Origin of the sequence: Psychrobacter muriicola 2pS (assembly GCF_904846535.1) — a bacterium.
In the GTDB taxonomy this organism is placed as follows: domain Bacteria; phylum Pseudomonadota; class Gammaproteobacteria; order Pseudomonadales; family Moraxellaceae; genus Psychrobacter; species Psychrobacter aquimaris.
The window spans coordinates 1-16084 of sequence record NZ_CAJHBC010000012.1; the positions used below are offsets into that span (position 1 = coordinate 1).

The following is a 16084-nucleotide window of genomic DNA, read 5'->3' on the forward strand; positions in this document are numbered from 1 at the left end:
GTCTTAAACCGTTGCCAGTTAAGCCATCTAGCGAGCCGACTATCTTATCATAATGATTTGAATTGTCAAGCTTTTTTATAATTTGTTTCTTCAAGTTAACTGCGTTATTTATGTGTAATCTACACACTAATCACTGCCAGCTCGTCTTGTGTGGGCGTATTATAGACGCTTTAAATCTTGAGTCAACCGCTTTTTAAAAGGTTTTTTGATTTATTTTATCAACTTAAAAACACCTGATATTTTTCAATAGGTTAGGTAAAATCTATTTATTAGAAGCTGAAGTTATATTCTGAAAACAGTCTTTGACTATCTAGTTCTTACTTATGAATAAGCTCAGTCTGCCCTCTAAAAGCAGCAAATCAATTTATGACGATAAAAGATATACTATTTATCTGTAGCTATAAACCACATCTATATTCATTACCCTTGATATTAATGCTGAGCGAACCTATATATAGAAGCTGACTTAACCCCCTGATATCTAGTGTTGATAAGCAGTTTTTGCTATAATAGTCGCTTTTATGACATTACTTAATAGTATTTCTGCTTCATGTTATTAAAAGGTCGTTTGTTCTACCTTTTTAGCGCTTTGATTATAGCTTATTAAATGGCTCTTAATTTCATGCTATATAAGACAAGAAAAAACAGTGCTATTAAGTCGTGCTTATCTCTTACAACATATCATAGTAGTTAGATATAATTGATGTGGTCTTACGGTTATATGATTGATGGTTGCAATCATCACTGCCAACGGACCCAAAAAGGTGAATAGATTATGGTAGCGATTACTTTACCCGATGGTAGCGTAAAAAACTTTGAAGGCAATACAACGGTCATGGAAGTGGCGCAAAGCATTGGCGCAGGGTTGGCTAAAGCAACGGTTGCTGGCCGTGTAAACGGGCATCTAGTGGATGCGCATGATCCTATTATTGCTGATTCCAAAGTCGAAATCGTGACGCCAAAAGATGCCGATGGCGTTGATATCATTCGCCATTCATGTGCTCACCTATTGGGTCATGCTGTTAAACAGCTTTATCCTGATGTAAAAATGGTAATTGGTCCTGTTATCGAAGATGGTTTTTATTATGACATCTATAGCGAAACACCATTTACCCCTGAGCATATGGCAGCGATTGAAAAACGCATGATGGCGCTGATCAAGCAAGATTATGACGTTATCAAAAAAATAACGCCACGCGAAGAAGTGATTAAGATTTTTGAAGAGCGCGGTGAAGATTATAAGCTTAAGCTCATCAACGATATGCCAGGCGAAGAAGCCTTTGGTCTATATCATCATCAAGAATATGTCGATATGTGCCGTGGTCCACACGTGCCAAACACACGATTCCTAAAAGTCTTTAAACTGACCAAAATGTCTGGGGCATATTGGCGCGGTGACGCCAAAAACGAACAGCTACAACGTATCTATGGTACGGCTTGGGCAGATAAAAAAGACCTAAAAGCCTATATTCAGCGTATTGAAGAAGCCGAAAAACGTGACCATCGTAAGATTGGTAAAGCATTAAACCTATTCCATATGCAAGAGCAAGCACCGGGCATGGTGTTTTGGCACGCCAATGGTTGGACGATTTATCAAGTACTTGAGCAATATATGCGCAAAGTACAACATGATAATGGCTATGAAGAAATTAAAACGCCACAAATCGTTGATCGCAGTTTGTGGGAGCGCTCAGGACATTGGGGCAACTATGCGACCAACATGTTCACAACTGCCAGTGAAAATCGTGATTATGCGGTAAAACCAATGAACTGCCCATGCCACGTGCAAGTCTTTAACCAAGGCTTGAAATCTTACCGTGACTTGCCATTACGTATGGCAGAGTTTGGCTCATGCCATCGTAACGAACCATCTGGCTCATTGCATGGTTTGATGCGCGTTCGTGGTTTTACCCAAGATGATGCCCATATCTTCTGTACACAGTCGCAAATTCAGCAAGAAGTCGCTGACTTTATTAAGCTGACCCTTGCTGTGTATGAAGATTTTGGTTTTGATAATATCATCATGAAACTCTCGACTCGTCCTGAAAAACGGGTTGGTAGCGATGAATCTTGGGATTTTGCCGAAAAAGCCTTAGCCGATGCGCTTGATAGCTCAGGTCTTGACTGGGAATATTTACCAGGTGAAGGTGCATTCTACGGTCCGAAGATTGAATTTAGTTTGAAAGATTCTTTAGGTCGTGTATGGCAGTGCGGTACTATTCAGGTTGATCCAAACATGCCTGAGCGCCTTGATGCCGAATTCGTCAATGAGCAAAACGAGCGCGAAATACCTATCATGTTGCACCGTGCCATCTTAGGTTCATTTGAACGCTTCATCGGTATATTGATTGAAAACTACGCCGGTTGGATGCCAGTATGGTTGGCACCGCAACAAGTTGTGGTGATGAATATCACGGATAAACAGGCAGATGCTTGTGAAAATGTGGTCAGCGAACTCAAAAATTCAGGTTTGCGAGCTATTAGTGACTTGCGTAACGAAAAGATTGGATTTAAGATACGAGAGAAAACATTAGAACGTATTCCCTATATGCTAGTATTAGGGGATAAAGAAGTCGAATCGGGCAGTGTCAATGTCCGTACTCGTGAAGGTGAAAACCTTGGCGTGATGAGTGTTCCAGAATTTATTACATTAGTACAGACCGCTGTCGCTGAAAAAGGCCGACAGACCCCAAAAACAGATGAGGAGTAATACCTATTAAACAGTCGAACCGTTTGAACATCAACGAAGATATCAATGTCAAAGAAGTCCGTCTCGTCAAAGAAGACGGCGAACAAATGGGCGTGGTCGATATCGAAACCGCGATGAAAGCGGCACGTGAGGACAATCTAGATTTGGTCGAATTGGTTCCAGATGCCAAGCCGCCTGTCTGCAAAATCATGGATTACAAGCATTTCCTCTATGATCAAAAGCAAAAGGCGAAAGAAGCTAAAAAGAACCAAAAGCAAACTCAGCTGAAAGAGATGAAGCTGCGTCCTAGTACTGAAGAAGCTGATTATCAGGTTAAACTGAAAAAAATCGTCAGCTTTTTGGAAGACCAAGACAAAGTTAAAATCAGTATTCGCTTTCGTGGCCGTGAAATGGCGCACCAAGATATTGGTCGTAAGCAGCTAGATCGTATTATCGAAGATACTGCTGAGATTGCTAACGTTGAGCAATACCCTAAGATGGAAGGTCGTCAAATGGGTATGCTACTTGGGCCAACTAAGAAAAAGTAATCTGTTTATTAGATGGCTGTTAGTCGATATAGATATTTATAATCTTAACCATCAATATGCTGCGGGATATTGATGGTTTTTTATTATTTGAATAGATACATATCTCTGTTAAATGTGTTGAGTCAGATATAATTGGCTGACTCTATTTTACAAAATCCACCTTCTCAACCATTTGATTACGCGGTAATCTAAAGGTCTGTTTTATATTTGCTAATCAGCATTTATCAAAAATTTCTAGTAAGTGTATAAAAATAACGTATATCACGACCATCAGAGTCGTTGACAAAAAACACTACTTTTATCCGATATCGAAGGAAATTTCATGCAAGAATTGACCCCACCAGAAAATGCAACGACGCCAAGTATTTCTCTGACCGCGCCTGAACCTGTGAGAGAAATACAAAAAAGTGAAGCAGATCAAATGGTCAAGTTGGATGACAGCCAAATCCCAGAGCTTGATGCCAAAGTCGATGCCTTTGTTGACCACGTTATCACTAACTCTGTGCATAGCGATGAGTTTCGACAGAACGTGCAATCGATTCACAACCTCGGAACCAAAGAGATTCGTGAATCAGCGCAAGTGTCTAATCGTATGCTCGATTTACCCGCCAAAAGTCTCAATGACAGCTTGTTTGACAACTCTCCTATCGCCAAGTCATTGACTGAGCTACGCGGTATTGTAGAAGATTTAGACCCGAGTAAGAAAGAGCTGACCAGTTCACGTAAATTATTCGGTCTCATCCCATTTGGCAATAAAGTACAAGATTACTTCCGTCAGTACGAATCTGCACAGTCACATATCAATGCCGTTGTTACCAGTTTATATAATGGTAAGGATGAGCTGCTCAAAGACAATGCTATGATCGAGCAAGAAAAAGTCAATATGTGGGAGCTGATGCAATCGATACGCCAATATGTTTATGTTGGCAAAAAGATTGATGAGCAGTTAGAGCAAAAAGTCTACGCCATAGAGGCGACTGACCCCGAAAAAGCACGCATTATTAAAGAAGAGATGTTGTTTTACGTTCGTCAAAAAAACACCGACTTTTTAACCCAGTTAGCCGTGAACGTGCAAGGCTATTTAGCGCTCGATACCATTCGCCGCAATAACTTAGAATTGATAAAAGGCGTTGATCGAGCCACCACAACCACCGTATCTGCACTACGTACAGCGGTCGTGGTTGCCCAAGCAATGACCAATCAAAAACTGGTACTTGATCAAATTACTGCTTTAAATAAAACCACCAGTAGCTTGATTGAATCAACCTCAGCGATGCTCAAACGCCAGTCAGGTGAAATCCATGAGCAAGCAACCAGTAGCAGCATTGAGCTTGATAAATTACAAAACGCTTTCAATAACGTCTATGATACGATGGATATGATTAGCAATTATAAAATTGAAGCGCTAGAGAACATGAAACAAACGGTCAATACTTTGACCACTGAAGTCGATAAGGCACAAAAATACTTGGATAAGTCTAATCAAACGACAGTACTAGAAGTATCGAAAGAGATAGATAGTAAAAAGATAACCAATAAATCAAGTACAGTCGATATCGACATTTGATTTGTTTTAATAGTTGTTGCCTATTAAACAACTTCCTGCTACCAAATACACTTAAGACAATTGACGCAAGATATTGCAACGTCGTTCGTGTTAAGATAGCCATTATTAATAATTTTAAAAATAGATACGGTAATTTATGAGTTGGAACGATCCAAACGCCTCAAGTGAGGCAAAAAGATATGACAATCCTATCCCTAGTCGTGAACTGATACTCAGTACGATTAATGAGCATGGTGAAGTCACGCATCAACAATTGGCAAAAGCCTTTAATATTGATGACCCAGACCAGTTTGACGCTTTAGGCAATCGCCTAAAAGCGATGGCACGTGATGGACAAGTAAACCGCGACGGTCGTCCTTATCGCTATCGCACGGTGACCCAGCAAGATATCGTCAGGGGTACTGTGTCTGCACATCCTAAAGGCTTTGGTTTTGTGTTGTTAAGCGATATGCCAGATTTGTTTTTGCATGAAAAGCAAATGCGCTGGGTATTTAACGGCGACACTGTAGATGCAGTCGGCACGTCGACAGACAATCGTGGTCGCACCGAGGGGCGTATCGTTGATGTCGTGGAACGTCGCCAAAATAACTTCATTGGTACATTGGCCCGTGATGAAGATGGCTACTGTGTCGAGCTTGGTAGTCCGAATAATCACCAACCGATTACTGTCACTGAAGAAAATGTACAAGCGCTGAATGCCAAGCAAGGTTCGCCTGTTAAGGTTGATATTATTGATTGGCCAAATCAGCATGAATTTGCGACGGGTAAAATCACTGAATTACTGTCTGATGACAATGATCGTGAACTGATTATTGAAACCACCTTACTCAATTATGATATCCCATCAGATTTTAGCGAAGCAGCACTGAAGCAAGCCAACGATTATCAAGAACCGACTGAAAAAGATCTAAAAGGTCGTACAGATTTGCGTGATTTGCCACTGGTTACTATCGATGGTGAAGATGCACGTGATTTTGATGATGCCGTATTTGCCGAAAAACGCTCAGGTGGCAACTATCGTGTCTTAGTTGCGATTGCGGATGTCAGTTATTACGTCACACCAAACTCGCCACTTGATAAAGATGCCTACGAGCGCGGTACGTCCGTATATTTCCCGCATCGTGTGATTCCAATGTTGCCTGAAGTACTCTCTAATGGTCTGTGTTCATTGAATCCTGACCGTGATCGTCTTTGTATGGTCGCTGATATCAAAATATCACGAGCAGGCAAAGTGACTGGTTATGAATTCTATCCTGCTGTCATGCACTCACAAGCACGTTTAACTTATAATCAAGTGAACGCTTATCTTGAGAATCCAGAAGATAAGAGCGTACCTACCTCATTAACAGGTAATAAAGACGTCAAAAAATCTGTCGATACCTTACATCAATTGTATGAGCTACTGCTGAAAAAGCGTGAAGAGCGCCATGCAATGGAATTTGAGACAGTTGAGACCTACATTAAGTTTAATGAGAAAGGTGGTATCGAAGCAATCTTACCGCGTACTCGCGGTGATGCTCAAAAACTCATTGAAGAATGTATGCTGCTGGCCAATACTTGTGCAGCGAATTTTGCGTTAAAGCATGAGCTTCCTGTCTTATATCGTAACCATGACAAACCTGATGGCGAAAAATCAATGCGTATTCACGAATACGCAAAGAACTTTGGTTTAAGCTTCCCAGAAGAAAATCCAACGCAAGCCGATTATCAACGGATTATTGAAGCCACCAAAGACAGACCCGATGCGATTAGTATCCACAGCATGCTGTTGCGCTCAATGATGCAAGCAAACTATGCACCTGACAATATCGGTCACTTTGGGCTAGCTTATGACGAATATAGCCACTTTACCTCGCCGATTCGTCGTTACCCTGATTTGATGCTGCATCGTGCCATCAAAGCAAAAGTGACCAATACTCAGCAGCCAGTGATGGACTTTTCTCTTGAAGCGGCTGGCACGCAAACCTCAGATACCGAGCGCCGTGCCGAAAAAGCCTCACGCTATGTAGAGTCTTGGCTCAAATGTCACTATATGAAAGATCATGTTGGTGAAGAGTTCGAAGGCGTGGTCACCACAGTCACAAGCTTCGGTTTGTTTGTCACGTTGACTGACTTATATATCGATGGTTTGGTTCATATCTCCAATGTCGGTGATGACTTCTTTGTCTACGATGAACAGCAACAACAGCTAATCGGTAAAGATAAAGGGACATTGTTCGGACTAGGTGATTTGGTTAAGGTCAAGGTCGCTGGCGTCAATATGGATCTGCTACAAATTGACTTTGATTTAAAAGCCAAATTACAATCTAGTGAAATGAATCAAACGAAGAACGCGCCTTCTAAGAAAGGCACTGATAAGAAAAGTACTGATAGAAGAAGCCCCGCTAAAAAGACTGGCAGCCGTAGTAAAGGCACAAGTAAGAAAAGCTAGTTTTAGCAAACACTTCAAATAATAAAAAAGGCCAACGTCATCGTTGGCTTTTTTTATACTTCATTTTTCTAATAGTCAGTTTTTAACACTATTGTACACCGCTCTGATCCAAGCGTTGCTGATCCGCTTGCTGTGCTTGCTCTATCTGTGTTGTTGCACTATCGAGAATCGCTTTTGGCTGCTCACCAAGCGGCTTGCTAGTAATATCGACTGAACTGTTTTTCTCATCATTGTTACTATCTGATTCGGTAACACCAGTAGAAGCCTGCTCAGTGCTACTACTGGTGGCTATACTCTCTCTATCTTTCTCACGTTGACTGCCATTAATAAGGTTAAAACCTAATAACGCAACCATGCCAACCAGGGCAAATATAATCAAGTGTTTCATTTGCATAAAAAATGTCTCGTATTTGAATAATCATTAGATATACGTTTCGTTGCATTTTTTATGCCTAGTTTTTGGCAGGTTTTTACAAATTATTCTTGCGGGCTATTATTATCCAGTAAATCAGTTTCGTCGGAACTTTCTGCAATTTCCTGTTCAACCTTTTCCATGAGTTTGTCGTCGGGACGAGCGTTGAGCACCTCATCAGCATTGCGACCTTGTAAAATCAATTTGGCACGGGCCTTTGCTTGTTTTTTGTCCTTATCATCAACGTTATTATCCTTATTTAGGTTTTCATTAGTCACTTTGGGCATGGTCGGCGTAATCGTCAGGTCTGACTTAGTACTATCAGTGTTAGACTGCATATGCTCAAATGCTTTTTCTAAGTTACTATTAAAACGCAAACGATAAATCGGTTCAGGCAAGCTGAAGCCTTCATTTTCTAACGCATGCTTGGTCTCACGAATGGCAATACTGCGTGCTTTCGAAAAGTCCGTGTCTGATTGATCTACCCAAATTTGAAACTCCAAAATGATATTGGAATCGCCAACATTGGTAATGACAGCCACTGCTTTTGGCTCATCTAAAACGAATGCTAACGTATATATCGCATCCAGTCCGACCTTAATAGCTGCTAACGGATCATCATTGGAATCAATACCTAGCTCAAAAGTAAATCGACGTTCTGAATTTTTGGTGTAATTTAAAATCGTTGCTTTAAACACTTCAGCATTAGGAATGCGCAACTGATTGCCATCTAAGGTCATTAGAATAGTCGCACGTGAGGTTAGCCGTACTACGATTCCCTCTTGATTATTAATCAAAATATGATCACGTGCGCGAAATGGTTGGCGAATACTGAGCATAAGCGAGGCAATGTAATTCTCAATAGTATCTTTGACCGCAAAACCAACGGCGATACCGATAACGCCTGCACCGCCAAGCAAAGTGCCTAAAATGGTTTCGGCTCCTATCAAACTCAGTGCAAGGATCAAACCGAAAATAATAAAAATGACTTTAACGGTTTGTGACAGTAATTCGGCGACAAACGGATTGGGCGTGAGCCGTTGCCACATTTTATTGCGATTAGACAGCCAACTACCAAACCATGTCACTAATGCAAATAGGACTATACCAACCAATAGTAATGGCAAGGCTTTGACCAGATTTTTGGCTTGTGCTTTAAGACCTTGATAAACGGTGGTGACATTTTCTTGTACATCAAGGGTACGGTCAATCCGATCTTCGACGGTGACCACATCTGTCAGACGGTTGGTCAAATTGATGGCTTGTTGCGCTTTTTTCTCGTTTGGCGTCTCTCCTGTTAAGGTGACAACACCTTGTGTAACGCTAACATTGACATCCTGCAAGCCTTCTATTTCAGAAAAAATGCCTTGAATACGTTGACGAATGTCATTGTCTTTTTGCGGAGTAGGAGTGGTTTCGATTTGCGCATTATTGGTGCTCTCACCACTGATTACCGGTGGTGGCGGTGGTTCAGATATGACAACTGGAGATTCTGAAACTTCCGCTTCTGATGCAGTATCAAGTAAAGGGTTATCAGCTGCCGTGTTTTCTGCTTTATCTGTCCCTAATTCGGTGGTTATGCCAGCCACTTCTTCACCAGCAGCATATACTGGAAAGGTAAAAAAGATGCTTAGTAACAACAGCATTTGACCCCACGCTTTTATAAAATTGCGCATCGTTGAACGATCAAAGTCAGTGTTCATAAGCATCCTTTGCTTTTTTGCGGATTTTTATTGCTAATTTCTCTTTACTAAATTTTGAATAAGTATTAACTGTCTAAATAAACTTGTGCCTCGCCCAAGTTTAACGTGCCTTCATAAATCGCGCGACCAGTAATGATGCCTTCAATACAATCACCATAAGGTTTCAGCAGTTCGATATCTTTCATATTGGTCACGCCGCCTGAGGCAATCACAGGCAAGCCGCCTTCACGTGCTAAATTGACAGTTTGTTCAACGTTGACGCCTTGCATCATGCCATCGCGGTTGATATCAGTGTAGACAATTGACGATACGCCAACATCAGCAAAGCGCTTCGCAAGCTCGGTCGCCTTGGTATCCGTCACATTTGCCCAGCCATGAGTGGCAACCATACCGTCTTTAGCATCAATACCCACGATGATATGCCCTGCAAATTCGCGACAAGCCTCAGCGACAAAAGCAGGATCTTCGACCGCTTTTGTACCAATGATGATATAAGTCAAACCCGCCGTAATATATTGCTCAATGGTGTTCATATTGCGCACACCGCCGCCCAGCTGAATAGGCAGATTCGGGTAAGCTTTAGTAATATCATTAACCACTTGTCTATGAACGGGTACGCCGTCAAATGCCCCATTCAAATCAACCAAATGCAGTCGACGTGCACCTTCCTCTACCCAGCGTGCCGCCATGGCCACTGGATCATTAGAAAAAACCGTATCATCCTCCATACGGCCTTGTTTTAAGCGGACACATTTACCATCTTTTAAATCAATAGCTGGGATAATGACAGGCACAGCACACATATAGCATTCCTTATAAAGCACAACAATAAATATATTTAGAAAATTAGATTTCAAAAATAAGGGCAGGTTGAACGTTAAATACCCCCTAAACACGCATAAAAAATATCAGTCAAAAGTGACTTAATATATAGACGAATTAAAAGGTATCTATGATAGACCCAAAATCCGTTTCGATAGATAGAAATGACAATAAAAAACTTGCAATCATAACCATAAGTTTTAATATATTGAATCACTGGCAACATTAGATAAATTCAATTACTGACTGGCAATTTTAGGTCAATTTAGCGTATAATCCTAGGTAAATTTTTATTTGTTTCTATGTGATAGTAACCATGCGCTGTGCTTTTTATTGAGTCATTTATGACTTAGTGTTGCATAGCGGTCAGGATGAGTCGAGCAGCAGTTAAGCGCATCTTTTTGATGCTGGCTGACATATTGCTAAGAACGGTTATATTAGAAATCTCAACTGGTGGCCTTTAAACAGTCTACTCTGCAGCACCAAATTCTAATTACGCCTCTTTCTTTTTTACAGTCTCTATCGTCTCTCTATCACTAGTTAACTATTTTAGAACAGTCATTACTAGCGCTATAGCTGCTTATTGGTATAAGTGAAATCTACTTAACAATGGCTTCGCTAGTTTGTCTGTCAACCAGTTTATCATCTATTTCGATAGATCATCATTTGGCTATATTCTTATTTAACTGAGTATCTATTGAGAAGATACCAAACCGATAAGGGTAGTCAATTGTACTGGTGTTACAAGCTTTAATTTTCAATGAAACGTATGATAGAGCTGTCTACTGCCTACACAATTATTTTGGCTAAAGGCTTGAACGATTGTGTTTGATTTGATGGTTTTAACATACACCTTGGTAGCCAGTCGCCACTTTGGTCATTCGAATAAGACATTAACGTGTTGTTAAGGAGTCTAAGGTCAGCGTTAATACTCTTACTAGTAGTTATGATCATGCGTTATTTTCAGAGACCCTCTATTACTATCCTACTAACTATAGGGAGAGAGACAGGGCTTTACTGAATGACGCAGATATTCATGCTACCGATATACCAAACAGGACGTCTGGTATCGTTTTAGACTATGGACTAAGTTTTCGCTTATGATTACCATCAAAAAAGGTTTGGATTTGCCCATCACCGGTGAACCCTCCCGCGAGATATCTGAGCACCAACCGACACATGTCGCCGTTATTGGCTATGATTATGTGGGCATGAAGCCCACAATGAATGTCAAAGAAGGTGATATCGTAGCAAAGGGTCAGCCCGTTTTTGAAGACAAAAAACGAGTTGGCGTTATCTATACTGCCCCTGCTGCTGGTAAAGTCGTCGCGATTAAACGCGGTGAACGTCGTGTGTTTGAGAGCCTTGTGATTGCGGTCGACCCAAACGGTGAAGAAGTAGACTTCGAGCGCTATGACTCCCAGCAACTTGCTGACCTAGATTCTGAAGTCGTTGAAACCCAACTGCTTGCCTCTGGTGAATGGACAGCGTTTCGCACACGTCCGTATAGCCGTGCGCCAGAAATCGGTGCCCGCCCTCATGCTATTTTTGTCACCGCTATGGATACCAGTCCGTTAGCATTTGACCCAATGCTGCTGATTAACGATCAGTTGCAAGCATTCAATGACGGACTTGCTGTCTTATCGACCCTCAGCCCCAAGACCTTTGTTTGCCATCATGGTGATGCCCAGTTGACGCCAGTCGCCAAAACGGCGGCTAATAATGTCACTGAGTATCATAGCTTTGCTGGTAAGCATCCTGCTGGTCTGGCTGGCACGCACATTCACTTTTTGCATCCCATCATGCGCGGCGTGACCGTATGGACGATTGGTTATCAAGACGTGATTGCGATTGGTAAGCTATTCACCAGCGGTCGCTTATATACACGTCGTATGATCAGTTTGGCTGGTCCTGCGGTCACTAAGCCACATTTGGTAGCTACCGAGCGCGGGGCTGATATCACTGCTTTGACCAAAGGACAGCTGGCGGCTGGCGAGAACCGTATTATTTCAGGTTCGGTGTTATCAGGTCGCAAAGTGTTTGGTAATACCGCTTATCTTGGTCGCTTTCATAATCAAGTCAGTGTGTTACCTGAAGGTCGTGAGCGCCCAGCGTTTCATTTCTTTAGTCCAGGTAAAAACCGCTTCTCAAAACTGCCTATCTATATTTCGCAGTTCTTTGGTGGCAAAAAATACAATTTCACCACCACAAGTAATGGCTCACCGCGAGCAATGGTGCCGATCGGTGTCTATGAAGAGGTCATGCCACAAGATTATCTGCCAACGCAACTATTGCGTGCATTGATTGTCGAAGACATCATTAGTGCAGTTGATTTGGGTGTACTTGAATTGGACGAAGAAGATTTAGCATTATGCACCTTCGTATCTCCTGGCAAATATGAATTCGGTGATATTTTGCGTGATAACTTGACGCGCATTGAGCTGGAGGGCTAACCACGATGAAATTTTTACACAATATGTTCGATCGTATGGAGCCGTCTTTCACCAAGGGTGGCAAACACGAAAAATACTATGCCATCTTTGAGATGTTTGATACTTTTTTGCGTCAACCAAGCTCAACCACATACGCAGCATCACATGTACGTGACGGTATTGACCTAAAGCGTATTATGATTACCGTATGGTTATGTACTTTCCCTGCCATGTTTTGGGGGATGTACAACATTGGTCATCAAGCATTAACGGCTATCGCTCAGCTTGGCTTGCAGCCTGAAGGCTGGCGTACCGTTATCACGAGCATGGCAGGCTATAATCCAGACAGTATCTGGGCAAGTTTCGTATACGGCGCCATGCAGTTTCTGCCGATTTATATCGTCACCTTTGGGGTCGGTATTCTCTGTGAGATTATATTTGCCGTCGTGCGCGGTCATGAAGTCAACGAAGGTTTCTTTGTGACCTCAGTGCTGTTTGCGCTATGTTTACCACCAGATATCCCATTATGGCAAGTTGCCCTCGGTATTATCTTTGGTGTCGTCGTGGCAAAAGAAGTATTCGGTGGTACGGGTAAAAACTTCCTGAACCCTGCCCTATCAGGCCGTGCATTCCTATACTTTGCGTATCCAGCCTATATGTCTGGTGACTCAGTGTGGACCGCCGTTGACGGTTTCTCTGGTGCAACACCACTTGGCCTTGCCGCACTTGGCGTGGTTCCACAAGACTTCGTCGACGTCTATGGTAATGCGATCACTTGGAGTGATGCGTTTTTAGGCAATATGCAAGGCAGTATCGGTGAAGTATCAACACTGGCTATCCTAATGGGTGCAGTCGTTCTACTTTGGACGCGTATTGCTTCATGGCGTATTATGGCAGGTTGTGTGGTGGGTCTAATTGCTACTTCTCTTGTCTTTAATATGGTTGGTTCTGAAGACAATATGATGATGAACCTGCCGTTCTACTGGCACTTGGTGATCGGTGGCTTTGCTTTCGGTGCTGTATTTATGGCGACCGACCCTGTCTCAGCTGCGCATACTAATAAAGGCCGCTGGGCTTATGGTATCTTGATTGGTTTTATGACGGTATTAATTCGTGTCGTTAACCCAGCTTTCCCAGAAGGCATCATGCTAGCCATTCTATTTGCCAACTTATTTGCTCCACTGTTTGATTACTTTGTGACCCAAGCAAACATCAAACGCCAAACCGCTCGGAGGGTTCGTTATGTCCAAGCCCAAAAGTAATAATGCGAAAACCATTAGTGTGGCTCTGATGCTGTGCTTGGTATGTTCAGTATTGGTCTCGGCAGCTGCTGTTGGTCTAAAGCCAGCACAAGTCGAAAATGCTCGCTTAGATCGTAACAAAAACATTTTGGTCGCCGCTGGCATGTACGATGCAGAGTCTGATACAGCGAGTGATGTTGCTGAACGTTTTAAAGACTTCGATGTCGAAATTGTTGACTTAAATAAAGGCAGCTACGTTGATGATGCAGCGCTAAAAGCAGCTGGCATTCCTGATCGTAATGCTTATGATGCAAGCCTAGCGACTAAGAATAAAGCACTGAGTGAAGATTTAGGCAACAATGATCCTGCTGGTATTGGTCGTAAGCCCAAATATGCCAAAGTCTATGTTAAAAAAGATGACGCAGGTAAACCTGAAATAGTTGTTTTGCCGATTCAAGGCTATGGACTGTGGGGCACTATCTATGGTTTCTTAACACTCGAGAGCGATATGAATACCATTAAAGGTATCAGCTTTTATGAACATAAAGAAACCCCAGGTCTTGGTGCTCGTATCGAAGAGCCAGGTTGGCGCGCAAAATGGAACGGTATCCACTCATATGACGAAAACGGTAATGTGGCCACTGGTGTGACCAAAGCGGGTACACCAAAAGAGAACTGGGTCGATGGTATCAGTGGTGCAACCTTGACCGGTCGCGGTGTCAGTAATATGATTCAGTTTTGGTTGGGTGAGCAAGGCTATAAGCCTTATTTAGATACGCTACGTAAAGAGAGTGGTCAAACGATTGATAATGCGGCAGATACACAAGCAAGTCAATCAAAGCCGGCAGCTCAACCTAAAACCGAATTGGCAGCCACGCTACCAGTAGCAAACGGCAAGGAGGCATAACATGGCTGACACTAAAAATATTTTAACCAAGCCTATCTTTGACAATAACCCCATTGCCCTACAGATCTTAGGTATCTGTTCGGCATTGGCGGTGACCACCACCATGTCAAATGCGCTCGTCATGTGTGTGGCATTATCATTGGTGACGGCATTTTCGAGCTTCTTTATCTCTATTATCCGTAAGCAGATTCCATCAAGCATTCGTATTATCGTACAGATGACCATTATTGCTTCATTGGTTATCTTGGTAGATCAGGTACTAAAAGCCGTCGCTTATGATGTCAGTAAAGGTCTATCTGTCTTTGTCGGTTTGATCATTACCAACTGTATCGTCATGGGCCGTGCTGAAGCATTTGCGATGAGTAACCCACCCATTCCAAGCTTTTTAGATGGTATTGGTAACGGTCTTGGCTACTCAGCAGTATTATTGTTCGTCGCAACTATCCGTGAGCTACTTGGCAGTGGTAATTGGTTTGGCATTACTATTCTACAGCCAGTCACTGATGGCGGTTGGTATGTACCAAACGGTCTATTACTGTTGCCACCGTCAGCATTCTTTATCATTGGTTTGTTCATTGCTATTGTTCGTATCTGGAAACCAGAACAGGTTGAAGAAGCTGAATTTGTAATGAAGCCGCAGTCTAAAGGCATGGCACATGGAGGCGGTCACTAATGGGACATTATGTTAGTTTATTTATAACCTCAGTCTTTATTGAGAATATGGCGCTGGCCTATTTCTTAGGTATGTGTACTTTCTTGGCAGTATCAAAGAAGGTTTCAACCGCTATTGGTCTTGGGGTAGCAGTGGTCGTCGTGATGGCGATTACCGTACCGCTAAACAACTTACTCTTTCAGTTCATTCTAAAAGATGGTGCGCTGGCATGGGCAGGTTTCCCTAATATCGACTTAAGCTTTTTGGGCTTGCTCAGTTATATCGGTTTGATTGCTGCAACCGTACAGATTCTAGAGATGTTCTTGGATAAGTTCGTTCCTAGTCTGTATAACGCCCTTGGGGTGTTTCTGCCACTTATCACTGTAAACTGCGCCATCTTAGGGGGTGTACTATTTATGGTTGAGCGTGACTATAATTTCGGCGAATCTGTCGTGTATGGTGTGGGCGCAGGCTTCGGTTGGGCATTGGCGATTACTGCATTGGCCGGTATCCGTGAAAAGTTAAAATACTCAGACATTCCAGCACCGCTGCGAGGTCTTGGTATTACTTTTATCACAGTTGGTCTGATGTCACTTGGCTTTATGTCTTTCGGCGGTATGTCAATTTAGACCGCTAAGCTTAAAAGCCTATTTAGCGATTTGACCTATTTAATTCATTTA

At 42.4% G+C, this 16084-nt stretch carries 12 protein-coding genes; 9 read left to right on the plus strand and 3 right to left on the minus strand.

Annotated elements, in window-relative coordinates; genetic code table 11:
• Positions 1–775 precede the first annotated feature (775 nt).
• From thrS to rnr, 4 genes are all read left to right on the plus strand, one after another.
• Complete coding sequence (gene thrS / locus JMX93_RS13160) at positions 776–2710, plus strand: threonine--tRNA ligase (protein WP_499204987.1); 1935 nt, start codon at positions 776–778, stop codon at positions 2708–2710.
• A gap of 23 nt (positions 2711–2733) precedes the next feature.
• Positions 2734–3237 carry a translation initiation factor IF-3 gene (gene infC, locus JMX93_RS13165; RefSeq protein ID WP_193011643.1) on the plus strand — a complete coding sequence of 168 codons (504 nt, stop codon included), beginning with the start codon at positions 2734–2736 and terminating at the stop codon, positions 3235–3237.
• A gap of 322 nt (positions 3238–3559) precedes the next feature.
• Complete coding sequence (locus tag JMX93_RS13170) at positions 3560–4804, plus strand: toxic anion resistance protein (RefSeq protein ID WP_193011642.1); 1245 nt, start codon at positions 3560–3562, stop codon at positions 4802–4804.
• Positions 4805–4940: 136 nt separating this feature from the next.
• Positions 4941–7235: a ribonuclease R gene (gene rnr / locus JMX93_RS13175; RefSeq protein ID WP_499204988.1), complete on the plus strand. Its 2295-nt coding sequence runs from the start codon at positions 4941–4943 to the stop codon at positions 7233–7235.
• Positions 7236–7323: 88 nt separating this feature from the next.
• On the opposite strand, the gene JMX93_RS13180 is transcribed toward rnr, so the two are convergent.
• From JMX93_RS13180 to hisA, 3 genes are all read right to left on the minus strand, one after another.
• Positions 7324–7629: a hypothetical protein gene (locus JMX93_RS13180; RefSeq protein WP_499204989.1), complete on the minus strand. Its 306-nt coding sequence runs from the start codon at positions 7627–7629 to the stop codon at positions 7324–7326.
• An 83-nt stretch (positions 7630–7712) separates the two neighbouring features.
• Positions 7713–9350: a mechanosensitive ion channel domain-containing protein gene (locus JMX93_RS13185; protein ID WP_499204990.1), complete on the minus strand. Its 1638-nt coding sequence runs from the start codon at positions 9348–9350 to the stop codon at positions 7713–7715.
• A 65-nt stretch (positions 9351–9415) separates the two neighbouring features.
• Complete coding sequence (gene hisA, locus JMX93_RS13190) at positions 9416–10153, minus strand: 1-(5-phosphoribosyl)-5-[(5-phosphoribosylamino)methylideneamino]imidazole-4-carboxamide isomerase (RefSeq protein ID WP_193011638.1); 738 nt, start codon at positions 10151–10153, stop codon at positions 9416–9418.
• 1119 nt (positions 10154–11272) lie between these two features.
• Between hisA and JMX93_RS13195 the strand changes: the two genes are divergently transcribed.
• The 5 genes from JMX93_RS13195 to nqrE are packed head-to-tail and all read left to right on the plus strand — an operon-like array spanning position 11273 to position 16033.
• Positions 11273–12625 (plus strand): Na(+)-translocating NADH-quinone reductase subunit A, encoded by a 1353-nt coding sequence (locus JMX93_RS13195; protein ID WP_193011637.1) that lies wholly within the window; start codon positions 11273–11275, stop codon positions 12623–12625.
• Between the two features lie 5 nt (positions 12626–12630).
• Positions 12631–13866, plus strand: coding sequence for an NADH:ubiquinone reductase (Na(+)-transporting) subunit B (locus JMX93_RS13200; protein ID WP_193011636.1), 1236 nt, complete (start codon positions 12631–12633; stop codon positions 13864–13866).
• Positions 13847–14752, plus strand: a complete 906-nt coding sequence (locus JMX93_RS13205) for a Na(+)-translocating NADH-quinone reductase subunit C (RefSeq protein WP_443215958.1) — start codon at positions 13847–13849, stop codon at positions 14750–14752. Before JMX93_RS13200 ends, JMX93_RS13205 begins: the two co-directional genes overlap by 20 nt.
• 1 nt (position 14753) lies before the next feature.
• The gene (locus JMX93_RS13210; protein ID WP_193011634.1) at positions 14754–15425 is read left to right on the plus strand and encodes an NADH:ubiquinone reductase (Na(+)-transporting) subunit D; all 672 of its coding nucleotides are present in this window, start codon (positions 14754–14756) and stop codon (positions 15423–15425) included.
• Complete coding sequence (gene nqrE / locus JMX93_RS13215; RefSeq protein WP_193011633.1) at positions 15425–16033, plus strand: NADH:ubiquinone reductase (Na(+)-transporting) subunit E; 609 nt, start codon at positions 15425–15427, stop codon at positions 16031–16033. The genes JMX93_RS13210 and nqrE overlap by 1 nt, the downstream gene beginning before the upstream one ends.
• The last annotated feature ends 51 nt before the right edge of the window (positions 16034–16084 follow it).

What these genes read in the sequence shown, in the direction of transcription:
- thrS (WP_499204987.1), top strand. Translation starts at nt 776, where the DNA reads ATGGTAGCGATTACTTTACCCGATGGTAGCGTAAAAAACTTTGAAGGC.
- JMX93_RS13170 (WP_193011642.1), top strand. Translation starts at nt 3,560, where the DNA reads ATGCAAGAATTGACCCCACCAGAAAATGCAACGACGCCAAGTATTTCT.
- rnr (WP_499204988.1), top strand. Translation starts at nt 4,941, where the DNA reads ATGAGTTGGAACGATCCAAACGCCTCAAGTGAGGCAAAAAGATATGAC.
- JMX93_RS13180 (WP_499204989.1), bottom strand. Translation starts at nt 7,629, where the DNA reads ATGCAAATGAAACACTTGATTATATTTGCCCTGGTTGGCATGGTTGCG.
- JMX93_RS13185 (WP_499204990.1), bottom strand. Translation starts at nt 9,350, where the DNA reads ATGAACACTGACTTTGATCGTTCAACGATGCGCAATTTTATAAAAGCG.
- hisA (WP_193011638.1), bottom strand. Translation starts at nt 10,153, where the DNA reads ATGTGTGCTGTGCCTGTCATTATCCCAGCTATTGATTTAAAAGATGGT.
- JMX93_RS13195 (WP_193011637.1), top strand. Translation starts at nt 11,273, where the DNA reads ATGATTACCATCAAAAAAGGTTTGGATTTGCCCATCACCGGTGAACCC.
- JMX93_RS13200 (WP_193011636.1), top strand. Translation starts at nt 12,631, where the DNA reads ATGAAATTTTTACACAATATGTTCGATCGTATGGAGCCGTCTTTCACC.
- JMX93_RS13205 (WP_443215958.1), top strand. Translation starts at nt 13,847, where the DNA reads ATGTCCAAGCCCAAAAGTAATAATGCGAAAACCATTAGTGTGGCTCTG.
- JMX93_RS13210 (WP_193011634.1), top strand. Translation starts at nt 14,754, where the DNA reads ATGGCTGACACTAAAAATATTTTAACCAAGCCTATCTTTGACAATAAC.
- nqrE (WP_193011633.1), top strand. Translation starts at nt 15,425, where the DNA reads ATGGGACATTATGTTAGTTTATTTATAACCTCAGTCTTTATTGAGAAT.